This is a genomic window from Bacteroides sp. 519 (assembly GCF_010500955.1).
Lineage (GTDB): Bacteria > Bacteroidota > Bacteroidia > Bacteroidales > Bacteroidaceae > Bacteroides.
In genome coordinates this window covers 20780-45885 of sequence record NZ_QVMJ01000022.1, presented here as the reverse complement: position 1 = coordinate 45885, position 25106 = coordinate 20780, and the positions used below count along the sequence as shown (strand labels likewise).

Sequence of the window (25106 nt, the reverse complement as noted above, 5' to 3'; positions counted from 1 at the left end):
ATCTTAACGAACCGCTGTATACGTGACCCGTACGTACAGTGGTGTGAGAGGCTCTCCCTGCCGGGCGACACCGGCAGGGCAGTCTACTCGATCAAGATTAACAACCGTTCCGGTTAAACCATGCGGCATACTTACAATTTGTAACTATTGTACTGTTCTTCTGCTTGAAAAAAAGTTTCATTATAACTTAAATTCAAAAAAACAGTAGTTTCATTTTATTTTCTACTAATGAAACTACTAGTTTTCTATATATGAAACAACTAGTTTCATTAGTAGAAAACAAGTAGTTTCCTATATAGAAAACTGTTGGTTTCCTACTGTGAAACTGTTGGTTTCATACTGAGAAACAGTTAGTTTTGTATAGAGAAACAAAAGGCATCCTACAGAGAAGCAAAAACCGAATAACCGAATAACTAAAATAATAGAAAAGACATGAAAGTTACTCGATTTTGAGTGAAGAGTGTTATGATACTTGTAATGGTACTTATGTTTTACTTTTTAGCAAAACATCATAAATTAAACTTCTGATAATTAATACATTAAACCATCTATGAGACTTATGATACTTTTTTCATCGAAAACTTTCTGTAAGGACAGAAAAAACTCACTATTCTGTAGGGCAGATGCTCAATTAAATGTATACTTCCGGGCCGAAGGCTCAGTTTAATTCAGCCCAACGCAACGCGTTGGGTAGATAATCATCTCATACACAGCGCCCTGAAAGGGCAGTTTAATAAGAAATTATATAAGGTATTTATCTACCCAACGCGTTGCGTTGGGCTGAATTGAACTGGGCCTACGGCCCGAAGATGGCTTCTATAAATACATTGCGTGTTGAATGACGAATGATTTTTGATTTTTAAACTCTGTGTAGAGGATGTTATTTGAACCTTGAAGTATCCACCTCTTCTCTTTGTTTCTCTTTATGATTACCAAACTGATAACTAAACGAAACCTCAACCCCACGGGTTGTATTACTAAAACGATTACTAACATGCTGGCCTTTGAATTTGATTTTAGGGTTAACCTGTTCTGTTCCAAGCAAATCGTTACCTTTTAATGTAACCGTAAATTTTTGATTATCCGATTTCCATCTTAATGAAGCATTTAATGCCCCCGAACGACTTAAATCATATATTCCCTGTATCGAACCATTTTGGTAATATCCCGATATATTTAAAAGAAGATTGGGCTGGGTTGATAAAGTTATTGAATTATTCATTGATACCATGAACGATGTATGATTACGATTGAATGGTATATCCCAGAAATCATTATCTTTCTCTCTCTTATTGTATCCTGTAGTTGTAATACGTGAGTTTAACCAGTTACCAATTTTAAAAGGAATAACCATTTGCACACCAAATTGTTGCTGATAATCAAAGTTCAGATATTTATAAACCTCGGTCAATCTGGTTGGGTCCTGATACAAGGCTTGCACAAAATAATCCGGTTGATGATTAAAGAAAGCTGTAAAAATATACTTGCTTTTTAATATATAAGTAAGAGATGTGTTATAGCTAACCGAAGGCTTAAGATCGGGATTACCATGAATTTCCGAATAAGTGCTCAGGTAAGCAATAGAGTTATTTATGCTCCAGAATTCAGGATATCTTTTATCACTGGATAACGAAAATTGAAACATGTTGCCCGGCGATGCCAGATAGTTTACATTTAAAGTAGGGTAAAACATCCATTCGTTCCAGATATCCGAGTTGTACAATTCTGCTGCAAACGATGCATCCATAGAAACCTTTTCGCCAAATGCCTTACTGAATCCGGCAAAACCATTTACTGTATATTCCTTTCTTCGTGCTTTCATTGATTTCTCCGGATTATACTTTCCGGTTTCCATATCATAGTAATTTTGAAAACTGTTATCAACCGTTGTAGAGTAATATGCTCCATAATTTAAGCCCCAGTTGTTGGATAAACTATGTTCTTGTGTGGCATGAAACTTCCAACTGTTAATTTTTTGCAGTTCATCATATTGTATGCTGATTTCTTCATCATTCATTGTGCTGTTAATGTGTTGTTTACCAGGCGACTTATAGAAGGTAAACTCAGCACCGGTACTTAAACCAAAAGGAGTGCGATAATCTAGTTTTACATTGTGTAGCTGGTCGTTTCCGGTTCTTTTGGCAATTGAATTTTGGGTGCCACTTGTTACTCCATTATTATCGTAGTTGGAGAAGTTTGTGGTGTACACCATACTTAATACATTATCTTGTGCAAAGGTGTAATCCATACCCAATCTTATGTTGTGATTGTGCGAACGGTATAAAAGTCTGTCCGATAAGTTCATAGGGTAAACCGTACCGTTTACAGTGTGCAAAGCCTCCTTATCCATTGTTTGTTTATTCTTATTTCGATTGTAAGAGTAAAGTAAATCGGCAGAGAATTTAGAAGATGAATAAAGGAGGCTTGCACGTTCTCTGAAACTTCCGTATTGTCTTTGCAACCACGATGAAAATAATTCTCCTGTAAGATTGCTGTTTTCGTTATCTTTCTTCAATATTAAGTTAATCATAGGACCACGCACCTGATATCGTGCAGGAGCAGCATACATAACTTCTGCTTTTTCAATGCGCGAAACAGGGATTGTTTGAAGCAGCTGTGTTAATTGTTCGTACGATAATGTACTTACCTTACCATCAATAATAATGTTTATAGCTTTACCAGCCAATGTCAACCCATCCATATCAACAACTCCCGGCAATTCTTTAATAGCATCCAATGCATTATCAACTGGAAGCTGACTAACCATACGCGGAAGATCATAAGTTAGTTTTCCCTGATCTGCTTTAACAATAGGCTGCTCGCCGGTAACCATAACTTCGGGCAGATTCATAAAAAGACTATCCAAAAACAGATAGGTAGAATCGTTCACTTGTATTTGAGCTTTTGATGCAATTGCAATGAAAATAGTAGATAATATTAAAAGCCTTTTCATAATATATAAGTTTTAATTGTTTTGTCTGGATGCAAAGTACGACAATTGTGAGAGAACATTAGGTTATCACAAACTTATGTAGTGTTATCTAGTGTTATCAGTAGTGTTATTTAGTCTTATCGTGCAGTTTATATTCGACAGAATCCATATATCTTTGCGATTACTAACTTATAACAAACATGAAACTACCTTTTAAATATATAGCCATTCTGGTTATTGCATCGTTAACCGGTATTTTTGTTTATCAATCCTATTGGTTATATAATATGTATATAACGCAGAAAAAGCAAACAGATGTAACGGTTGTAAATGCAATAAAAAATGCAGATCATATAGAACTTTTTCTACGTTTGGATAGTATCAGTGATGCTCGCGAAAAACAGCGGGAAACCGAGGTAAGTACAGATACTTCTACTGGAGAGGTTAGCTTTTCGACTTCGTTTACCAATAAGAGCGAGGCACCGGTATTGACACAAAAACTAAAAAATGATTCGATAGAAATAGATACAACCAGGCATCTAAAGCAATCGGAGCAGGAACCGGATTTTGGATTAGGAAAAGATATTTCGTCCATTGAAAAGATGGCATTATCTATGCAGAAGGGATTGCATAGCACAGTAGATGGGGTAGTGGGCAATGTTAATATCATGAAATTTGATAGTATATTATCGGATGAGTTCAAAAAATCTAATCTAAAGATGCTTCATTATACACAAGTTGCAGATTGTGTAGAAGATAGCATTGTGTTCTCGTTGGTTCCGGTTGGAGTAGATGTTACCCCAATGCAAAAATATACACACTACTATGATTTAGAAGATAATCATGCCTATATTGTATATACCGAGCCAGTAAATAAATATGTTTTAAAGCAAATGAAAGGTATTCTTTTGGCATCATTCATTATTATTGTTGTATTGGGATTCTCTTTTTGGTATCTAATCCGTACACTGTTAAAACAGAGAACATTGGAGGAAATGAAAACCGATTTCACCAATAATATAACTCATGAACTGAAAACTCCTATAGCAGTGGCTTATGCAGCAACAGATGCGATGTTGAATTTTAATCTGGCCGAAGAAAAATCCAAACGGGATAAATACCTGCATATTACTCAGGAACAATTGCAGCGGCTCAGTGGCTTGGTCGAACAAATTCTTTCTATGAGTATGGAAAACAGAGAAACATTCTGCTTCAAGATAGAAGAGGTGCAGGTTGCCCCTCTAATAAACTCGTTAGTTGAACAGCATACCTTAAAAGCAGATAAGAAAGTAGAATTTGATGTAGATATTCGGCCACAGGATATTGTTGTGGATATTGATCGCAGTCACTTCAGTAATATAATCAGTAACTTGATAGACAATGCAGTTAAGTACTCGTCGGAAAGTGCTCATGTTACCATAAAAGCCTGTATAAAAAGCAACAATCTTGAAATAATCGTTGCAGATAAAGGAATTGGTATTTCAGCCGACCGGCAGAAGCATATATTTGATAAATTCTATAGAGTTCCTACCGGCAACTTACACAATGTAAAAGGATATGGCTTGGGATTGTATTACGTAAAAACAATGATCGAGAAAATGAATGGTACAATAACATTGCATAGCGAACCAGGAAAAGGTAGTACCTTTACTTTAATAATAAACCAAAGATGAAAAACAACAAGATAAATGTGCTTCTGGTAGAAGACGAGCAAACACTGGCCATGATTATTAAAGATACGCTTGAAGAAAGCAACTTCAATATACATTTAGCCGCCGATGGCGAAGAAGGGTTGCGATTGTTTTTTGATATTCGTCCGGATGTATTGGTAGCCGATGTTATGATGCCCCGTATGGACGGTTTCGAGATGGTGCGCCGTATCCGCCAAATCAACAAGCAAACACCGGTTTTGTTTCTTACTGCACGTTCTGCAATAAACGATGTGGTTGAAGGATTTGAACTTGGTGCTAACGATTACCTGAAAAAGCCATTCGGCATGCAAGAACTAATTGTTCGTATTAAAGCATTGTTGGGAAAAGCTTTCTCCTTTAACGAAAAGGAAATAGTTACACGATTTGAAATAGGTAACTATTATTTCGACTCAGTTAAACAGGAGTTAGTTTTGAACGGTGAAAAACAAGATTTGTCTCATCGCGAAGCCGAAATACTAAAACGTTTGTGCGAGAATCGGAATGAGGTGGTAAATACACAAAATGTTCTTTTAGACTTATGGGGTGATGATAGTTTCTTTAATTCTCGCAGTTTGCATGTTTTTATAACAAAATTGCGACATAAACTATCTAAGGATGAGCATATTCGCATAGTGAATGTTCGGGGAATAGGATATAAACTAATCGTAAATTAGAGATAGAATTATGCATATATAGCTTCTTTTACGATAAAAAAATGTTCCATACGACCGATTAGTTTGCAGGTTTGAACTTATTGATTATTTTTGTTTCATAATATTCAGGGAGAGAGAGACTATTATGGGAAACAGTATTTTCAAGGAGTGTTTTGTTATAATGCCCACAGAACGCGAATGCAGAGGATATGAAAACGGGCATTTTCGTAAAGTTTACGATTTATTGATTAAACCGGCCATAGAGAATGCCGGTATGACATCTATTAGTGGAAATGAACTTAAAAGTGAAAAGAATTTAGAGCTAAAAGCTTTAAAGAAAATAATTAATGCTCCGGTTGTAGTGTGTGATTTGAGTTCTTTAAATCCTAAGGTAGCTTTGGGTTTAAGTATCCGGAAAACCTTTAAAAGACCTACTATATTATTGTGGGACGATATAACTCCAAAAGCCTACAACTGGAAAAATATGGCTTGCATTGATTATCAAAATACATTAGATAGGGATAATCTTCAAAAGGTAAGAGAAGAACTCAAAATATCTATTCTGGATATTTGGACGGCATTAAATTAAAATAAGAGGCAACTTTGCATAGTTGCCCTTTATTTAATAAGCATTGCTACTATCAATATAAGCATACCGACAAACGACCAGAAAACCATTTTGGCACTATCTTTATATTGTTTCTTATTCATGTTATTTAATTTCAATAGTAATATCTGTTTCTTTGCATAGCAATTCTACAAGTTCTTGTTCGTAATATGCAGAATTAAAAGCCATGCCGTTTTTTATACTTTCGCCTACCAAAATACACCCGGAAGTGTTATTAGAGGTATTGCCTTTGTGGATAAGTATGCCAGTGAAGTGAGGTACATCCAATAATTTGGGTAATTGGCGACCAAAACGCGGGGATTTATTTACAATTACTTTGTATATCCCTGCTGGTATTGCAGTTTTCCCAGGTACTTTTTCTTCTTTCGAAAGATCTCGTACTGTATCTTCAAGTGTATCACAGAAATATTTGTCATTCAAATATAGCTTTCCAATTGTATATTCCCGCTTTTTAGCAGTTCTTTTTAACATAATTTCCATAGTCATTAATTCTGATTAAAAGTTCGTTGTTATTAATTAATGTGTAATCTTAGTATAATAACGATAATCATGCTACTATTTGTTCATTTAGGAAAGCATTTTTTTGTAGAGGTTGTGGTTAGGTGCAAATATTTCTGTAACTTCGGCAACCTAATTTACTTGCTGTTAATTATGAAAAAGAAAATAATCGTTGTTACATTTGTTCTATTGTTAACGTATCTGGCTATAGGGTTTTATATGGACTGTGTGGTAAATCCTATCCTTTTAGCATCTTATGGAGGCGAAATCAGCACAAAGGATATTTATGAAATAATTTTTCTGGTAATCTTTCTGTTATGCCTCCCTGCGATACTTCTAATTACAGGCTTTAAAATAAAGAGATTAAAGAAACTGGTTCTGGTATGGGGGATTACTGTATTGGTTTACTTCTTTGTTCCTGTAACCAATTTTATTCAAGGTTATAACGGAGTAATAAAAATAAAACAAACAGAAACAGACCTGCCAATTATATTGAAGTGTAACAGCACTTTTAACCGTATCTATAGTATTCGTTTTCCTATTGCTTTAGAGGTTTCTAACAAAGCTATAACCCGACGCAAAATTGATGTAGTTGACTATTACTATAACAATGGAGAAAAAACATCGGGCATAAGCAGAGGGTGGGACGATTTCAATGATTTATATATTGTTGGAAGAGACTCATTAACAAAAATACCTTTCAGATGGGAAGCAAACAGATACAAAACGTTGAAAGGATTTCAAACAGTAGATATGATTGTTTATACTACACACAAACCCGAAATATCGGATACTATTCAAAAAATACTCCGCCCATATCTATATACAATGATGGAGCAGGATGTAGCCACATTGGAAATAGGGAGCATGAAACAAATAAAAGAAGAAAATCCGCAATTATTGAACTTGCTATTGGCCGGCGATGAAATCACTGTTATTAATTGGGGAATAAGAAGAAGGCATCTATCAAATATATTAAAAGTAGAGTATTGATAAACAGAACCACTATTTGTGTTATTTTATTTTATAGAATAGCTTTTCCTATCTTAACTTTTTGTAAATTTGCACCTTAATTTTTGAGAGATATAGAAAAACATCGAATTATGAGTAAGAAATTTGCTGAATATTCTCAGTTTGACCTTTCGGAAGTAAACAAGGAAGTACTTAAGAAATGGGATGAAAACAGCGTTTTCGCAAAGAGCATGACAGAGCGCGAAGGATGTCCTTCGTTTGTGTTTTATGAAGGACCACCTTCGGCAAACGGTATGCCGGGTATTCATCATGTGATGGCCCGTGCCATTAAAGACATTTTCTGTCGTTATAAAACCATGAAAGGTTTTCAGGTGAAACGTAAAGCAGGATGGGATACCCACGGGCTTCCTGTTGAGCTTAGTGTTGAAAAAGCATTGGGAATTACCAAAGAGGATATAGGCAAAAAGATTTCTGTAGCCGATTATAATGCTGCCTGCCGTAAAGACGTGATGAAGTATACCAAAGAGTGGGAAGACTTAACCCACATAATGGGATATTGGGTAGATATGACCGACCCCTACATCACATACGATAACCGTTATATCGAAACATTATGGTGGCTTCTTAAACAGTTATATAATAAAGACCTTTTATATAAAGGATATACCATACAACCTTATTCGCCTGCTGCCGGAACCGGTTTAAGTTCGCACGAACTAAACCAGCCCGGAACCTATCGCGATGTAAAGGATACAACAGTGGTAGCACAGTTCAGAATGAAGAACCCGAAACCCGAAATGGCGCAATGGGGAACACCTTGCTTTCTGGCCTGGACAACTACACCCTGGACATTACCATCGAATACAGCCCTTTGTGTAGGACCAAACATCGATTATGTTGCCGTACAAACATACAATACATATACTGGGTTACCTGTAACTGTGGTTTTGGCTAAAGCATTATTGAATGCACACTTCAATCCGAAAGCAGCCGATCTGGCTTTAGAAGATTACAAGCAGGGAGATAAACTAGTGCCATTTAAAGTAATTGCCGAATACAAAGGAACCGACCTGTTGGGCATGGAATACGAACAACTTATTCCATGGGTTTATCCCGGTGATGGTGCTTTCCGTGTAATACCCGGTGATTATGTAACAACCGAAGATGGTACAGGTATTGTTCATATTGCTCCTACATTTGGTGCCGACGATGCCCATGTTGCAAAGCAAGCTGGAGTTCCTCCTTTGCAACTAATCAACACCAAAGGAGAGTTACGCCCAATGGTTGATCTTACAGGTAAATTCTATAAGATAGACGAACTGGACGGGGACTTTGTGAAAGAACGTGTAAACGTAGAACTATATAAAGAATTCGCCGGAAGATTTGTGAAGAACGTATACGATTCGAATCTGACAGAAGCCGACGAAACTCTTGATGTTGCTATCTGTATGATGCTTAAAGCCAATAATCTGGCATTTAAGATCGAAAAGCATGTTCACAACTATCCGCATTGCTGGCGTACAGACAAACCTGTGTTATATTATCCGTTGGATAGTTGGTTTATTCGTTCTACTGCCTGCAAAGAGCGCATGATGGAATTGAACAAAGAAATCAACTGGAAACCCGAATCCACCGGAACCGGACGTTTTGGTAAATGGTTGGAAAACCTGAACGATTGGAACCTCAGCCGCTCGCGCTATTGGGGTACTCCGTTGCCAATCTGGCGTACAGAAGATAACAGCGAAGAAGTATGTATAGAATCGGTTGCCGAACTGTACAACGCAATTGAAAAATCGGTTGCTGCCGGATTAATGGCATCGAATCCATTAAAAGATAAAGGCTTTGTACCAGGTGATTATAGTAATGAAAATTATGATAAAATAGACCTGCACCGTCCTTATGTTGACGATATAATTCTTGTTTCCGAAAGCGGCCAACCAATGAAACGTGAAGCCGACCTTATCGACGTTTGGTTCGATTCGGGTGCTATGCCTTATGCACAAATTCACTATCCGTTCGAAAACAAAGAATTATTAGATAGCGGTGTTGTGTATCCTGCCGATTTCATCGCCGAAGGAGTTGACCAAACTCGTGGTTGGTTCTTTACCCTCCATGCTATTGCAACAATGGTTTTTGATACAAAATCATTTAAAGCAGTTATCTCCAACGGATTGGTGTTAGATAAGAACGGAAACAAAATGTCTAAACGTTTGGGTAATGGTGTTGATCCTTTCCAGGCGATAGAAAAATATGGTTCCGACCCATTACGCTGGTATATGATTACCAACTCTGCACCATGGGATAATCTGAAGTTTGATGTTGATGGGGTAGAAGAAGTGCGTCGTAAATTCTTTGGTACATTATATAATACCTATTCTTTCTTTGCTCTTTATGCAAATGTAGACGGGTTTGAATACAAAGAAGCCGATATACCAGTATCCGAACGACCTGAAATTGACCGTTGGATTCTATCGGAACTCAACTCTTTGATTCAGGAAGTAGATGCATGTTATAACGATTATGAACCAACCAAAGCAGGACGATTAATCTCTGATTTTGTAAACGACAACCTGTCTAACTGGTATGTGCGTTTAAACAGAAAACGTTTCTGGGGCGGTGAATTCACACAAGATAAACTATCTGCATATCAAACACTTTATACCTGTTTGGAAACAGTAGCGAAGTTAATGTCGCCAATAGCACCGTTCTATGCTGATCTTTTATATACTGATCTGACTAAAGCAACCGGACGTGCTACAACCGATTCAGTGCATTTAGCCGAATTCCCAAAATACAATGAAGCATTGATCGACAAGCAACTGGAAATTCGCATGAAGATGGCTCAGGATATTACTTCAATGGTTCTGGCACTCAGAAGAAAAGTGAATATCAAAGTACGTCAGCCTTTGCAACGTATCATGATTCCTGTTCTTAATGAGGCTCAGAAAGAACATGTTGAAGCGGTGAAATCTCTGATTATGAGTGAAGTCAATGTGAAAGAAATTGAGTTTGTCGATGGAACCGCCGGTATCCTTGTGAAACGTGTAAAATGCGATTTCAAGAAGATGGGTCCTAAGTTCGGTAAACAGATGAAAGCTGTTTCTGCTGTTGTCAGCGAAATGAATCAGGAACAAATAGCTGAACTCGAAAGAAACGGAAACTATACACTTATTATTGATGGTGCTGATGCAGTTATTGAGGCTGTTGATGTAGAAATCATCAGCGAAGATATTCCCGGCTGGCTGGTTGCAAACGAAGGTAAACTAACGGTAGCACTGGAAGTAACTATAACAGAAGAACTTCGCCGCGAAGGTGTTGCACGTGAGTTGGTTAACCGTATTCAAAATATCCGCAAATCGAATGGGTTTGAGATAACAGACAAAATAGAAATTACATTGTCTAAAAATCCTCAAACAGATGATGCAGTAAAAGAATATAATACCTATATTTGCAATCAAGTATTGGGAACATCTTTAGAATTAGTTGATTCGGTAGACAATGGAGTTGAACTAAATTTTGACGATTTCTCTTTGTTTGTAAGTATAGAGAAAAGTAATAAATAGACCATTTGCTAATTACTATTTTTAAATTACAGAGTTATGGCAGAAAAAACCAGATATTCAGATGTAGAGTTAGAAGAGTTCCGGAAGATAATCATGGAGAAACTGGAATTGGCTCAACGCGATTATGAGCTTCTTAAAAGTAGCATCATGAATAAAGACGGTAATGATACCGACGATACATCACCAACATATAAAGTGTTGGAAGAGGGTGCGAGTACTTTATCGAAAGAAGAAACAACACGTCTTGCAGCTCGTCAGCAGAAGTTCATTCAGGGACTACAGGCAGCTTTGATACGTATTGAGAATAAAACTTACGGTATATGCCGCGAAACAGGAAAATTGATTCCTGCCGAACGTCTTCGTGCTGTTCCGCATGCAACGTTGAGTATCGAGGCCAAAAATGAAGGAAAGAAATAATTAAATATACAGAATTTAGAAATAAGTAGTAAGTAGTAAGAATACCATGCGGCATCGCATTCTTGCTTCTTACTACTTTATTCTTGCTACTTACTACAAACTATAAACCGAATGAAAATTTCACTATCCAAAGGACAGTTATCCATTATAATAGTTTTACTTGTATTAATCATTGACCAGTGGATAAAGATCTGGATTAAAACCAATATGTATTGGCACGAAAGTATCCGGATAACCGATTGGTTCTTTATTTATTTTACAGAGAACAATGGAATGGCTTTTGGTATGGAAATATTTGGTAAATTATTCCTCACCTTGTTCCGTATAGTGGCAGTCAGTGTGATTGGCTGGTACTTGGCGAAGATAATTAAGCAAAAACTCAAAACCGGATATGTTATTTGTGTATCTCTGATACTTGCCGGAGCTATTGGTAATATAATCGACAGTATCTTTTATGGAGTTATTTTCGAAGCCAGCGATCCGGTTATCCGTAATGTTGCTAACTTTGTTCCAATAGGAGAAGGGTATTCTTCCTGGTTCCATGGTAAAGTAGTAGACATGTTTTATTTCCCCATCATACAAACTACATGGCCTACATGGATGCCATTTGGCATGGGAGGTCAAGAGTTTGTTTTCTTTAGCCCGATATTTAATTTTGCTGATGCTGCAATAAGTTGTGGCATGATTGCCTTGATTTTGTTTTATGGTAGATATTTGAATACTATATATCATTCGGATAAGACAGATAAAGTTGAAAAGAGTAAATAGAACATATAGTCTGGTTTGTTGTTTTCTGGGGCTTTTTATTTTCATGAGTTGTGGAATAAAAAGACCCAAAGATGTTATTCCCGAAAGTACCATGGAGCAATTGCTATACGATTATCATATTGCAAAAGCCATGGGAGACGGTTTGCCATATAATGAAAACTACAAAAAGGCTCTGTATGTAGAAGATGTATTTAAGAAATACGGTACTACTCAAGCTGCATTCGACTCATCTATGGTTTGGTACACACGTAACACCGAAGTACTTTCTAAAGTTTACGAAAAAGTAAGTAAACGCTTGAAAAACGATTTGAATGATGTAAAGAGACTGATTTCTATTCGCGACAACAAACCAATGGTATCTGAATCGGGCGATAGCATTAATGTTTGGTTCCTTGAAAAGATATACCGCTTAACAGGACATCCTTTAAATAATAAGATCACCTTTAATCTGCCATCGGATACAAATTTCTATGATCGTGATACATTGTCGTGGCAGGTAAATTACAATTTCCTGGGACATGAGGTTGATAGTAACCGGGCCGCTATTATGGCTATGCATATTATATACGATAATGATAGTATAATCAGCGATATAAGAAAAATAGTCACTTCAGGAATGGATACCATTCGTTTGCATTCGGATACTTTGGGTAAGATAAAGGAAATCAAAGGCTTTATTTATTATAATGCCAAAGATAACTCTGTTAAACCCTTGTGGATAGATAGTATTTCGTTGATGCGTTACCACTCGCAAGATACATTAACCACCCGTACCGACACAGTTGTTGCAACAGAGAAGATACTAAAACCTGAACCGGAGAAAATCAAACCTATTGAGCCAACCGAAGTTCTACAAGAACAACCCCAGCGGATGGAAAGGGCTCGTCCTTCCTCTGTTAGCAAATGAAACGTTTTGCAGCAAATTACATTTATATTCCGGAATATGGCTTTCTGAAACAGTATGTTGTGGAAGAAAAAGGCGATGGAATACTGCTTTTTCCCTTAACCGAAGAAATTGAAGCAGTATCATGGATGCAGGGAATTATTTGTTTATTGCCTGTTACCGAAGAAGTCCAAACGGTTCTCAACCCTGAGTTTTATTCAAATAAGCAAGTACAAGGAAATGCCTCTGATATACCTGTGTTATCAGAGGTTCGGATTATACAAATATATCCTTTCGATTTTACTCTTACTCAACCGCAGAAAAACAGCCAGTTAATTATTCTTTAATTGAGGCCAACGGCCTCTATGCAATAGCGTAGGGCAAAGCCCTACGAAGAGGAAAGTATTTTTTATTGACCCCAAAGGGGTCAACGCAGTTATAGTTATGGTTTGCGTTGACCCCTTTGGGGTCTTTCTGTATATTCGATATGTTACATAGGGCTTTGCCCTATGCTATTGGATTGAGGCCATTGGCCTCTAAATAGTTTGTTTTGTCTGTGCTTCCTCCCAGACTAATATTGTAGTTTTGATTTATCTTTTACACAGTGATTTATAATCGCAGAACTCACAACGCCTTTTATTATCCGTTTGAGTAAAAGGAATCCTTGAATTAAATATCTCTTCCAACAACACATAAAGTCTGGATCTGAATTCCTTCTCGTATACCGAAAAATCGTAAACCGGGGTTCTTACCAAAAAATTATTTATCTCTATAACAGGCGAATATGTTTCTGATGCTGCCCTGTGAATATACAACAACGAGGGAGCAACCTTTTTACTTTGCAGTCGACACATGATAGCCGCATACAGAAAGGTTTGGAAAATATAATTCGGTCTTTTCTCGCTTGAGATAAATAACTCTTCAATACTTTCGGGGACTTTAGGACTACCTCCAGTTTTATAATCTACTATGCGGAGGGTGTTATCTTTGCAGTCTACACGGTCGATAATACCACCTATCCGGGTATTGATCAAAAGGTCTCCAGATTTTACACGGATGGTTTCGCTTACCCATTTTTCCATCTCAACCATTTCGAACGGAGCATATTGCAGGTCGTTACGAAGCAATTGTTTGATGTATGTAGCAATAACTTTGGAGTTAATTAACTGTGTACCATTGTATTCGGGAACCTCTTCTTCGGGAATATGAAAGAATATCTCTTTAAAAGCAATATCCACATAGGCCTGAATCATTCGGTCGTTCTTAAGAAGCTTTTCCAGATCATCTTTCTTTATAATCCTGTTGAACTCTGTTAGTTTTCTGTAAATTAACTCTGCCGACCGGTGGAAGATACTACCGAAAGTAGGAGAGTCTACTTCCGTATTCACTTCTTTCCGTTCTTTTAATCCAGCAATAAAATTGTAGTAGAACTTCAAACCACAATCTATATACATGTTTAAAGCCGATGGGGTAAAATTAGCTTTCTTGTTCAGGTCGAGATTAAAAACCTGATGTAAACGTTCTATAACATCCGGAGTTTTGGCGATGGTTATCTCGGCTGACTTTTGAGGCGACTGACCGGCTTCCAGAAACTTTTGCTCAATAGGATAAGGCCATTCTACCTGCATTTGAAGCATAAAGCGGGAAGCTTCACCCGGATTGATTCCACCAGAAGAAGTATTGTACAGTATAGTAACATTCTCCGCCCGCTGAATCATGCGATAGAAATAATACGCATAAATAGCATCCTGATGTTCTATGGTAGTCATCCCAAAAGCCTTGCGCAGTGAGAACGGAATAAACGAAGAATCGGCAGTGCTGCGGGGCATCAGTCCCTCATTGAAAGACATGATAATGATATTTCTGAAATCAAGGTTACGCGTTTCCAGAACCCCCATAATCTGCATCCCGATGGCCGGTTCACCGTGGAAAGGTATATTGGTAGATAGTAATATCTTATATACCAATCGTTTAAAAGTATCTTCGCGTACATCCAACTCGCCATTTTCAAGCAGGTTGAGCATTCTGTTGATTATTGTGTAGCTTTTAAAAAGAGATTCGCGGTATAGCTGGTTGAAAACATCATCGCTATCTTCTTCACTTCTGTATAGTGTTGTTATCTCTTTTAATAACTCTGTTACCTGGTTGCAGATAGCAATCAATGTATTTTGAGGAGTGAATATCTGATGAAGAATTTCATCTCTTTGCAACTCCGATGGAAGCGGATAAAAGCGATTGTTTGCTGTAAGATCCTGTATCAAAGCATCGGCATTAGGTGATAGGCTCAGTGTATAGGGATGTTTCAGGATGGTTTCGACAGCAGTAAATGTATATCTTCCTGATTTATTGTCATATCCGGTAGTTTGTAGTTCGATCAATGCGTTTACAAAAGTATAGGCCGGAGTCTGCGACAAAGGGAATCCCATTGTGATATTTACATTGCTTATCTCTTCGGGAATGGAATGCAAGATTGGCAACAGAAGAGATTCGTTGCATAACACTACTGCATTTTCCTTTTCGGCGATGAAATCTATATTCTCTGCCCACTCGGGAAGAAAACGCGCTTGGGCATTTTCGGTCGGGGAAGAAATAAACTGTATCTTCTTGGGTTTCTTGAGGTTATCGAATAACTTCGTACTTAACGAGGAAGGAAAGTTATGCAGATTCTTAACCATATAGGTGCCTGCCTCGTGCTTTATCTGGTTATTGTTGGTATAAAAGACATCGTAATCCCAATAGAACAATGCTTTTCCTGCATTTTGAAGTTCTTCAAATAGCTTGTATTCAATTTTGTTAAGTACATTGAAGCCAACGAACACATAGGTGTCAAAAGGAAGGTTTTCCGGAACCAGTTTCTCGATTCCATCACGGTATATCATTCCCTCATAAGCTATGCCAAGCGCAGTTAGATTCTTTTTGTATTGGGTATATATATCTTCCAGCTTATCCCAAATAGAGATAAACCGTTCTTTTAACTCCGTTCGTCTTTCTATGGAGAAGTTGGAAAAGAACTGTTGGATGGCTGCTTCCTGTTCTTCGTCCAGAAAATCAAGATCATCCATAATCTGTTTCAGATCTTTCAGGTTGGCAAAGAGCTGTTCGGCATTAACGAGATTCTTATCTACATCGTCAAAGTCGCTCAACAGCAATTCTCCCCAGAAATAGAAATCGTCCAGCGTTTCGTCGTTAGCCATTTCCTGGTGAAACACTTTATAAAGTTCGGTAATCAGCTTGATGGAATCGCCTGTTTTGAGTGAGGAGAACCCCAGAAACAGTTCGCTAATGCTTAAGTAAGCAGGCGACCATAACGGTAGATTGGCCCATAATGGCATATCGGACTCTTCAACAAGATACTCGTTGAAAAACAATCCGGCACGTTTGTTTGGGAACACTACCGCAATGCGCGACATATCATTTCCTTTCTTTTTGAAAAGGTCCTGTGCAACAATCTTAAGAAATGGCTCCATTATATTTGTTCTATTAATTCTTTATCTACGTACCAAAGGTATCCTTCAATGTTGGTATATCCCATCCGGTTTAATAGGTCCATGTACTCTAGTAGCTGTTTACGGTACTGTTTCTGAGGCTTTCCGAACTTAAAATCGACCACCACTACGCGGCCATCTTTCATCATTACCCTGTCGGGCCGGCGAAGCTGCATCATACCGTTTTCTTTATATATAATGGCACATTCGTTAAAAAGATGCCATTCGCCCGAATACCAATCCTGCACGGCAGGTAAAGAGAAAGCCTTGTGAGTAATGTTTCGTATTTCTTCTTCCTGCTCCTTACTACCTATAACCCCCTCGAAAATTAATTGTTCAATGGCAGGCCCAATATCGTTTATAGATTTTATCCATGAGAATAAAGTATGGAGCATCCGGCCACGATCCAGGAACCTGAAATCGGAGTCGGCTTCTTCAATTCCTTGAATAAAATCGGCCGATCGGTTGGATTGTTTAAATTGTATATCGTGTCTGGTAGATTCCATTTTAACCGGAAGTTTAGAAGGTTTCTGCAACAGTTTGTTGGTAACCTTTGTTTCGGTTTTAGCTTCCGATGGACAAATTTCGCCATATTCGGCATACGGAAGGGCATTAGCTAACAACTCACTGACAGTGTTTTTTTGTACTTCCTTACTCCACACAATAAGATTTTTTCCGGCACGTGTAAAAGCTACATACAGCAAATTAAGGTTATCTACCCATAACTGCATTCGCTCGTGCAGATAATCCTTTAAATAAATAGACTGTGCCATTTGAGCAGAATAGTTGATAGGAACAATGTCTAACTCATTAAAAGGAGCTACTTCGGGGAAACACCAAACCAGTTGTTGCATGGTTTCATTTTCCAGTTTCCAATCGCAGAAGGGAACCAGAACCGTATGAAACTCAAGCCCTTTCGATTTATGAATAGAGAAAATGCGTATTCCTTCTACTTCGCCGTTGGGGATCGTTTTGCTGCACAGGGTTTTATCCCAATGCTGAATAAAACTTGTTAAATCCGGAGAGTTATCTTGCAGGTAATCCAGAACCGCATCAAAAAAGGAGAACAGATAGGCATCCTGATTTGCTATCAGTTCCATGCGGAAAAGAATAAATAGCTCTTCCAACAGTTCGTATAAAGGCATTAACCGCAAGCGGTCGAGGTTTTCAATAAACTCCGTAGGAAGATAAGAATCATCCGGATTGAGTAGTAACTCATTGCGGCTTATAGGGTTGTTTAATATGTCGTTCTGGTAAGATATAATCAGTTGGGCACGGGCTATGTTATCACTAGGCGAAGAAAGATAACGCACTGCGTTAATCATAATAGAGATTGCCAATGAGGCATCCAGTCTGAAAGCTTCGTCCGAAATGATTTTGCAGTTCATCGTTTTATCAAAATATTCCGCTATCTGCGGTATCATTTTGTTTTTGCGCACCAATATGGCTATATCATTGGTTTGTACTCCTGCCTCGAGTAACGTTTGTACCTGTTTACCCAATTCCAGAAGTGTATTTTCAATATATTCGTCTTTGTTTTCAGCATTAACGAAAGATACTTTTACATATCCCTTTTGTATTTCCTTCGGAGATTTCTGTACTACATCTTTATAGGCTTTTTGCAGTGGTTCGCAATTTATCCCCAAATCAGTACGATGCATTTCATTAAGGTAATTTACAGCCGCAGTGAAAAATTTATTGTTAAATTCAATAATGTTGGTTTCGCTTCGGCGGTTGGTAACCAACGTTTTAAGATTGATGGGGAAGTTAGCAATACGGTCGGTCAATCCATTCAATATTCCCCAGTCGCCATTACGCCAGCGATAGATGGATTGTTTTACGTCGCCAACAATTAAACTGTCGGCTCCTTGCGATAGCCCCTCCAGTAACAGTAGCTTGAAATTTTCCCACTGCATACGGCTGGTGTCCTGAAACTCATCAATCATTACATTGCGAATGCTGCTACCTATTTTTTCGAATACAAACGAAGAATCATCATCTTTAATCAGCGAATGGAGCAGTGCATTTGTATCCGAAAGTAAAAAACGGTTATTCAACCGGTTTTGCTCACGCACTTCTTCGTCGATACCTGCCAGAAGCTGTACTTTGTGAAGGTGCTGCAAAGATAACCTGCAACTGTTTACAATGACGTTGTTTTTTTGGCGAGCCATTTCCGTTTTCTGTAACAACGGAATAAAAGTATTCTCGGCCATCAAAGTTATTTCTGTATAATAGCGTGCTTTCTTGTAGGCCCAGTAATCCGGTTCGGTTAAACATCTTTCCACGGTTTGGTTTCGCAGATTATCGTTAAGTATGCCTTTCCGCAATTTGCTAAAGTAACTGCGGATGCTCTTTCTGAAATCTTCTGGTGTCATGCTGTTCATCTCTAATGTCTGTTCAAACCAATCGCAGTAAACAGTCATTTCGGCAATGGCTTCTTTCATTAGCAGATTCAGCTTTTCTTTATACCCCCGGATTATTTCGGGATTTTTCAGTTTCTCCCGAAGGGCTACCCCTTTTTCTATATATTCTTCGTTGAAAATGTTTTTTCCGAATTTCTTAACCTCGTCCGAAACATTCCAGCGTTTATCGTTAGCTATTCGTTCATTGATATAATCCAGCAACCAAAGCAGCATGGGCGAGTTGTGGGTTAACTTTTCAATCATGGAATCTACAGCCTCACTCAATATATCATCTTGATTTAATTCGATATTGAGGTTGGGTGTAAGTTCCAACTCACGGGCCAGATTTCGCATAAGCGACTGAAAGAATGAGTCGATCGTCTCTACCCGGAAGTGGCTATAATCGTGAAGAATATTTGTAAGCGCTTGGCCTGATGCATTACGGATTTCCTTGGCACTCAGCCTGGTTTCTTCCATTAAGCGTTTCAGATAGGCTTCGGAACCTTTATCGTTGCTCCAAATGCCGTATAGCTGGCTTAGTATACGTTCTTTCATCTCGGCTGTGGCCTTATTGGTAAAGGTTACAGCGAGTATACTTTTGTAAGCGCGTGGATATAAAATAAGTTGTTTTATGTACTCTACGGCCAGGGTAAAGGTTTTACCAGAGCCAGCAGAGGCTTTGTAGATAAGGAGTTCGCTCATTATTTGTTTTCAGTGTCGTTGTCGGGTATACGTTCGAATTTGCAGTTGAGCATATGATTTTTCATAGTGTCGTCTGCTCTGAAACAAACACGGTACGAGCGGATGTTTTTGGGTTTACATTCTTCCGGGGTTTCTGCTCCATCACTGCTTACTGCTATGTAGAAAGTTCCCAGCCCGTCTATTGTTACTGTTCGTCCGTTTTTTATTTCTTTTGCTATCTGGGCTGGAAGCAATCTTAGTACAGATAATACATCTCCAGGAGATAGTGAACTTAATTCGGCTAAGCTATCTGCCAATTCATTTTCGGAAACACCTTTTTTCTGTAAAGCTTTGGGTACTATGAAATATAAAGATTTCAGGATTCCTTTTATACTAAACGTTTTTTTTCGGGCAACATACAGTACTGGCATAAGTAGAATATAATATTAAGTTTTTGTTTTCTCCGGTATTTTCCAGAATGTTCTTCGGCTTTTCCTTTTATATAGTACAGAGTTTTCCTTGAGGGAGATGCGCATCTCGGCATAGGGGAGATGCACGTCTTGGTGTATGGGAGATGTGCATCTCGGTATAGGGGAGATGCGCATCTCCCTAAAAGAAAACTCTGTAGCAAAGGTAGGGAAAGTACAGGGTTTCCACAAGAAAAGTCTGAAGCTTTTGCAAGAATTCTATTTAACTCTATTCTTTGATTTTTTTAATAATCAAACTATTTGATTAATTTTGTAAGAAACTCACCAAGCAATATTAATCAATATGGCAAACTATTTACCTGATGTATCCAGAACCTTCGGCGAATATCTTCTAATTCCCGGTTTGACTAAAAAGTCATGTGTACCTTCAAATGTATCGTTACGTACCCCGCTTGTTAAATATCGGGCAAACGAAAAACCTGCAATATCCTTAAATATACCGTTCGTTTCGGCCATTATGCAATCGGTATCGGGGCCCGAGTTGGCAATAGAACTGGCCCGTAATGGTGGATTATCATTTATTTTTGGCTCGCAGCCCATCGACACTCAGGCCGAGATGGTGCGCAAAGTAAAGAAGTTTAAGGCTGGCTTTGTGGTGAGCGATGCTAATCTTACACCCGAACATACGTTGTGCGATGTTGTGGCATTGGTTAAAAAAATGGGCCACAACACCATAGGCATAACGCACGATGGTTCTCCTAATGGTAAACTGTTGGGATTGGTATCAAGCCGCGATTACCGGATAGAAAAAGATGGTTTAGACAAAAAAGTGAAAGAGTTTATGACTCCGTTCGATAAGCTGCATGTTGGGCAGTTGGGAATGTCGCTTACCGAGGCTAACGAAATAATCTGGGAACATAAAGTGAACTCCCTCCCTATAATTGACAAAGACCAGAATCTGGTATATTTTGTTTTCCGCAAAGATTACGATAGTCACCGGGAAAACCCGTTGGAGCTGCTTACTCCGGAAAAGAAATTGTTGGTTGGTGCCGGAATAAATACCCGCGACTATAAAGAGCGTGTTCCTGCTTTGGTGGATGCCGGAGTAGATGTTCTTTGTATTGATTCGTCCGATGGATATTCTGAATGGCAGCAGGAAACCCTTCTTTGGATAAGAGAAAATTATGGAAATTCGGTACTGGTAGGAGCCGGAAATGTGGTTGATAAGGATGGGTTTGATTATCTGGTAAAAGCTGGGGCCGACTTTATTAAGGTAGGTATTGGTGGTGGCTCTATTTGTATTACCCGTGAGCAAAAAGGTATAGGCCGCGGACAGGCAACTGCATTGATTGATGTTGCACAAGCTCGCGATGAATATTATAAAAGTACAGGTACCTATGTACCTATTTGCAGCGATGGTGGTTTGGTGCACGATTATCACATGGTACTAGCTTTGGCAATGGGAGCCGATTTTTTAATGATGGGACGTTATTTTGCCCGTTTCGACGAATCGCCCACAAAGGTATTGCGTGTAGGTAATAATTATGTAAAAGAATACTGGGGCGAAGGTTCGAACCGTGCCCAGAACTGGCAACGTTATGATATGGGTGGAACAGAAAACCTTAAATTTGAAGAAGGTGTAGATAGTTATGTGCCCTATGCCGGAAAAATGAAAGATAACCTTAATCTTACATTGGGTAAGATTAAAGCAACCATGTGTAGCTGCGGATCGATAACAATAGCTGAGTTACAGGAGAATGCAAAAATAACTCTTGTATCATCGACCAGCATTGTAGAAGGAGGAGCGCATGATGTGATGCTGAAAGACAAATGAGTGAGTTAGCCTTGTCTTCTGAACTCAGCACAAACTATAGCTGTTGCAATTGCTACATTGAGCGATTCTGACGTATTTCTATCAGCCGGATAATTGGGTATATACAGTTTCCGGCTTACTTTTTTTTCCAGTTCACTGCTAATACCGTTTCCTTCATTCCCCATAATAATCAGCCCGTTTTTACTTAACTGTTGCTGGTACATATTTTCACCATCCAGAAACGTTCCGTAAACAGGTAAGCTATTGTTGAGTTTATCTAATAAAGGGAGTAGGGGAGTATAATGTACTTTTACACGGGCAATGCCTCCCATCGTAGCTTGAATTACCTTCGGATTGTAAACTTCGGCCGAGTTAGGAGAACAGATAACGTTTTCAATACCAAACCAGTCGGCCAGCCGGATAATTGTTCCTAAGTTGCCAGGGTCTTGCACATCATCTAAAACAATGGTGAGATTGTTTTGGAGTTCGTTCATGTTCAGAACATATTCGGGTTGTTTAAATACAGCTAATACCTGCTGTGGAGCTTTTAAAAGGCTAACCCGTTGAAGCTCTTCCTGGTTTACTTCTATAATTTCAGAAGTATTTATATCCGGATTTTTGCTTAACCATTCGGCTGTTGCTATAAGTAGGTTGCACTGGAAACAAGGAAGTAGTTCCTCTATTAATCTGGGACCTTCGGCAAGAAAAACTTTCTCTTCTTTTCTCTTCTTTTTTAGCTCCAGTGAGTGGATGTATTTGATTTTATTCTTGCTTAATGTCATTTTACTGCCTACTTTTTTTGTATTCTACCTGTGGCTCACATATCCACATGTTGCCTTTATTAATAAGATTATGTAGTTTCATTGGAAACTGTCGGCAGTCGAAGATGGTAGCTATTTTCACAATATCTTCTTCAACCCAGTAAACAATTTTATAGTTGGGTACATTAACCATTGTTCGAAAACTTTGAGGAAATTCTTGAAGCATTGGTTCTGGATGGCCAAGATAAGGATGATGTATAAGGGTATGGATACAAGATATGATACTGTCAACAATACGATTACCTGCTTGTTTGTTGCCAACACCTGTATAATAAATCTCAATGGCCATAAGATCATTTTCGGCCTGAGGAGAGAGACGATAAATCATAATGATAGAGTCTCCTCTCTTTTTCTTCTTTCATATAGCTTCTTTTCAAATTCAGCTCCATCAATAAATGAACCATTTTTGTCGTCTTCTATTGCTTGGGTAACAATCGATTTTAGTTTCTCTTCCGAAGGAGAATAAGGATAATTGGGCGATATTTGATGTGGCATTACACCTCCTTCGAACCCCATAAGCATGGTTTCGTATTTCAGTAGTTGCTGTTCGTTATATACCTCTTCTTCAATGAAAGCTATGAGTTGAGCTTTGCGGGTTTGTAATTCGGTGTAAGTCATAATGCTAATTCTTTGATATAATGCAAAGGTAAACATTTTGCGAGATATTTTGTAGTTGAAAGAATATAAAACGAGAATACTGACTTGCTCAATATTTATAAATTAAGTATCTTTGTAAAAGAGAGTCATTACTTTCAAGAATACTAAAAGTAATCAGGAAATGAAGAAAGAGAAATTAACTCAGCAAGAGGAAGAAGTAATGCTTTACTTTTGGAACTTAGGACCAAGTTTTATACGGGAGGTGTTAAACGAAATGCCAGATCCCAAACCACCCTATACAAGCCTAGCTTCTATTGTGCGTAATCTGGAGAAGAAGAAATATTTATCTCCTTATAAAGTGGGTAACTCCATACAATATTATCCTGCCATAAAAGAAACAGATTATAAACGGAAGTTTCTGAATGGAGTAGTAAAAGATTACTTCACAGGGTCTTATAAAGAAATGGTTTCTTTCTTTGTGAAAGACCGCAAAATATCCAAAGATGAATTGAAAGAGCTTCTGGATATAATAGAGAATGAAGAATCATAGTACCTTTTAAATAATTCTTTCATCTATGGAAACACTCATTCTCTATCTGTTGAAAGTAAATATTGCTTTTGTTGTGTTGTATCTTTTATACAAGCTGTTGTTTGGTAAAGATACTTTTCTGCGTCTTAAAAGGTACGTATTACTTCTAATATGTATTGTTTCCGTTTTGTATCCTTTTATTGAATTTGAATTAGCTTACGATCAGAACAATGCAACAATAACAGCATTATCTTCTTTGTACGATGGATTATTACCGGAAGTCACAATATCAACAGAAGAAACTGATGCCCCAATATTTAACTGGTATCATGCTTTAGGAATTCTGTATATAATTGGTATTGTTCTCTTATCTACCCGCTCGTTACTGGAAATAAGAAAAATTACAAGAAAGATATTCCAAAGCAATAAAACTGTTATAAATGGAATTAAAGTTTGTACTTTCAAAGAAAGAACAGAACCATACTCATTCTTTAATTGGATTTGTGTATCTCCAGATTTATATAGCTGCGAAGAACTTTATGAAATATTACATCATGAACAAACTCATGCTAAAGAGCGTCATTCGTTAGATGTATTGTTTATTCAACTAATAATTATATTCAACTGGTTTAATCCTTTTGTTTGGCTTTTACGAAATGAAATGCGGATTAACCATGAATACCTGGCCGACAGGCAGGTTATAAACTCAGGTTATAACAAGAAAAGTTACCAGTATCATCTGATAGGATTAAAACAAACCTCTCACTTGCCTGTTGCGTTATATAATAGCTTTAGTATACTGCCTTTAAAAAGCCGACTGAAAATGTTAAACCGGAAAGCAACTCCTGCATTTATGGTATATAAGTATTTGCTTTTTATACCATTTATTGCTTTTCTGTTGATTTTCAGTAACTGTCAGAATTACATGGAGCAGAATAAGGAAGAAGAATTAATACCGGTTGAAAAGGTTGAAGATACTATATTCGAAATAGTTGAAAAGATGCCGGAATATCCAGGAGGACAGACAGCTTTAATGCGTTATCTGAATTCATCTATTAAATATCCGCTCGCTGCACAGGAAAAAGGAATACAGGGACGTGTAATTGTGCAATTTGTGGTAAGTAAGAGTGGGGTAATCACTAATCCGGTAGTAGTACGTAGTGTAGAAGAGTCGCTCGATAAGGAAGCGATTCGTGTAATTTCAGGAATGCCTGCATGGATTCCTGGCGAACAAAGAGGAAAACCTGTACAGGTAAAATATACTGTCCCAATAACTTTCAGATTGCAGTAATAACTCCTCTGCAACGAATATAAATTTTATTAAACTGGCATATAAATCGAACAT

Annotated in this window: 20 protein-coding genes; 12 read left to right on the top strand and 8 right to left on the bottom strand. The window is 37.9% G+C overall.

Annotated elements, in window-relative coordinates; translation table 11 throughout:
* Positions 1 to 880 precede the first annotated feature (880 nt).
* Positions 881 to 2953 carry an outer membrane beta-barrel family protein gene (locus D0T85_RS16670; RefSeq protein WP_163214664.1) on the bottom strand — a complete coding sequence of 691 codons (2073 nt, stop codon included), beginning with the start codon at positions 2951 to 2953 and terminating at the stop codon, positions 881 to 883.
* A gap of 179 nt (positions 2954 to 3132) precedes the next feature.
* Here D0T85_RS16670 and D0T85_RS16665 point away from each other — a divergent pair, with 179 nt between their 5' ends.
* The 3 genes from D0T85_RS16665 to D0T85_RS16655 all read left to right on the top strand — a co-directional run bounded on the left by D0T85_RS16665 (position 3133) and on the right by D0T85_RS16655 (position 5865).
* Positions 3133 to 4605 carry a sensor histidine kinase KdpD gene (locus D0T85_RS16665; RefSeq protein WP_163214663.1) on the top strand — a complete coding sequence of 491 codons (1473 nt, stop codon included), beginning with the start codon at positions 3133 to 3135 and terminating at the stop codon, positions 4603 to 4605.
* Entirely contained in the window at positions 4602 to 5297 is a 696-nt protein-coding gene (locus tag D0T85_RS16660) for a response regulator transcription factor (protein WP_163214662.1), read from the top strand. The genes D0T85_RS16665 and D0T85_RS16660 overlap by 4 nt, the downstream gene beginning before the upstream one ends.
* 124 nt (positions 5298 to 5421) lie before the next feature.
* Entirely contained in the window at positions 5422 to 5865 is a 444-nt protein-coding gene (locus tag D0T85_RS16655; protein WP_163214661.1) for a hypothetical protein, read from the top strand.
* Positions 5866 to 5988: 123 nt separating this feature from the next.
* On the opposite strand, the gene D0T85_RS16650 is transcribed toward D0T85_RS16655, so the two are convergent.
* Positions 5989 to 6384, bottom strand: a complete 396-nt coding sequence (locus tag D0T85_RS16650) for a DUF5675 family protein (RefSeq protein WP_239060755.1) — start codon at positions 6382 to 6384, stop codon at positions 5989 to 5991.
* Between the two features lie 171 nt (positions 6385 to 6555).
* On the opposite strand from D0T85_RS16650, the gene D0T85_RS16645 reads away from it, so the two are divergent.
* The 6 genes from D0T85_RS16645 to D0T85_RS22550 all read left to right on the top strand — a co-directional run bounded on the left by D0T85_RS16645 (position 6556) and on the right by D0T85_RS22550 (position 13352).
* Entirely contained in the window at positions 6556 to 7395 is an 840-nt protein-coding gene (locus D0T85_RS16645) for a hypothetical protein (protein ID WP_163214659.1), read from the top strand.
* Positions 7396 to 7505: 110 nt separating this feature from the next.
* Positions 7506 to 10937 (top strand): isoleucine--tRNA ligase, encoded by a 3432-nt coding sequence (gene ileS / locus D0T85_RS16640; protein ID WP_163214658.1) that lies wholly within the window; start codon positions 7506 to 7508, stop codon positions 10935 to 10937.
* A gap of 36 nt (positions 10938 to 10973) precedes the next feature.
* Complete coding sequence (locus D0T85_RS16635) at positions 10974 to 11354, top strand: TraR/DksA C4-type zinc finger protein (protein ID WP_163214657.1); 381 nt, start codon at positions 10974 to 10976, stop codon at positions 11352 to 11354.
* A gap of 111 nt (positions 11355 to 11465) precedes the next feature.
* Positions 11466 to 12122 (top strand): lipoprotein signal peptidase, encoded by a 657-nt coding sequence (locus D0T85_RS16630; RefSeq protein WP_163214656.1) that lies wholly within the window; start codon positions 11466 to 11468, stop codon positions 12120 to 12122.
* Entirely contained in the window at positions 12106 to 13029 is a 924-nt protein-coding gene (locus tag D0T85_RS16625; protein WP_239060754.1) for a DUF4296 domain-containing protein, read from the top strand. Before D0T85_RS16630 ends, D0T85_RS16625 begins: the two co-directional genes overlap by 17 nt.
* Entirely contained in the window at positions 13026 to 13352 is a 327-nt protein-coding gene (locus D0T85_RS22550; protein WP_203558511.1) for a hypothetical protein, read from the top strand. The genes D0T85_RS16625 and D0T85_RS22550 overlap by 4 nt, the downstream gene beginning before the upstream one ends.
* A 243-nt stretch (positions 13353 to 13595) precedes the next feature.
* Here the strand turns inward: D0T85_RS22550 and D0T85_RS16615 are convergent, their stop codons facing one another.
* From D0T85_RS16615 to D0T85_RS16605, 3 genes are read right to left on the bottom strand one after another with little or no spacing between them, the layout of a single operon-like run.
* On the bottom strand, positions 13596 to 16472 hold the full coding sequence (locus D0T85_RS16615) for a PD-(D/E)XK nuclease family protein (RefSeq protein ID WP_163214655.1): 2877 nt from the start codon (positions 16470 to 16472) through the stop codon (positions 13596 to 13598).
* Positions 16472 to 19594 carry an exodeoxyribonuclease V subunit beta gene (locus tag D0T85_RS16610; RefSeq protein WP_163214654.1) on the bottom strand — a complete coding sequence of 1041 codons (3123 nt, stop codon included), beginning with the start codon at positions 19592 to 19594 and terminating at the stop codon, positions 16472 to 16474. The genes D0T85_RS16615 and D0T85_RS16610 overlap by 1 nt, the downstream gene beginning before the upstream one ends.
* Complete coding sequence (locus D0T85_RS16605; protein WP_163214653.1) at positions 19594 to 20004, bottom strand: HU family DNA-binding protein; 411 nt, start codon at positions 20002 to 20004, stop codon at positions 19594 to 19596. The genes D0T85_RS16610 and D0T85_RS16605 overlap by 1 nt, the downstream gene beginning before the upstream one ends.
* Before the next feature lie 340 nt (positions 20005 to 20344).
* On the opposite strand from D0T85_RS16605, the gene D0T85_RS16600 reads away from it, so the two are divergent.
* Complete coding sequence (locus D0T85_RS16600) at positions 20345 to 21835, top strand: IMP dehydrogenase (RefSeq protein WP_163214652.1); 1491 nt, start codon at positions 20345 to 20347, stop codon at positions 21833 to 21835.
* A 5-nt stretch (positions 21836 to 21840) separates the two neighbouring features.
* On the opposite strand, the gene D0T85_RS16595 is transcribed toward D0T85_RS16600, so the two are convergent.
* The 3 genes from D0T85_RS16595 to D0T85_RS16585 are packed head-to-tail and all read right to left on the bottom strand — an operon-like array spanning position 21841 to position 23253.
* Entirely contained in the window at positions 21841 to 22596 is a 756-nt protein-coding gene (locus D0T85_RS16595; protein ID WP_163214651.1) for an RNA methyltransferase, read from the bottom strand.
* A gap of 1 nt (position 22597) precedes the next feature.
* Positions 22598 to 22963 (bottom strand): type II toxin-antitoxin system RelE/ParE family toxin, encoded by a 366-nt coding sequence (locus D0T85_RS16590; protein WP_163214650.1) that lies wholly within the window; start codon positions 22961 to 22963, stop codon positions 22598 to 22600.
* Positions 22960 to 23253, bottom strand: a complete 294-nt coding sequence (locus tag D0T85_RS16585; RefSeq protein ID WP_163214649.1) for a hypothetical protein — start codon at positions 23251 to 23253, stop codon at positions 22960 to 22962. Before D0T85_RS16585 ends, D0T85_RS16590 begins: the two co-directional genes overlap by 4 nt.
* Positions 23254 to 23413: 160 nt before the next feature.
* On the opposite strand from D0T85_RS16585, the gene D0T85_RS16580 reads away from it, so the two are divergent.
* Together D0T85_RS16580 and D0T85_RS16575 are read left to right on the top strand one after the other, a co-directional pair.
* Positions 23414 to 23782 carry a BlaI/MecI/CopY family transcriptional regulator gene (locus D0T85_RS16580; RefSeq protein ID WP_163214648.1) on the top strand — a complete coding sequence of 123 codons (369 nt, stop codon included), beginning with the start codon at positions 23414 to 23416 and terminating at the stop codon, positions 23780 to 23782.
* 25 nt (positions 23783 to 23807) lie between these two features.
* Positions 23808 to 25052 (top strand): TonB family protein, encoded by a 1245-nt coding sequence (locus D0T85_RS16575; RefSeq protein ID WP_163214647.1) that lies wholly within the window; start codon positions 23808 to 23810, stop codon positions 25050 to 25052.
* The last annotated feature ends 54 nt before the right edge of the window (positions 25053 to 25106 follow it).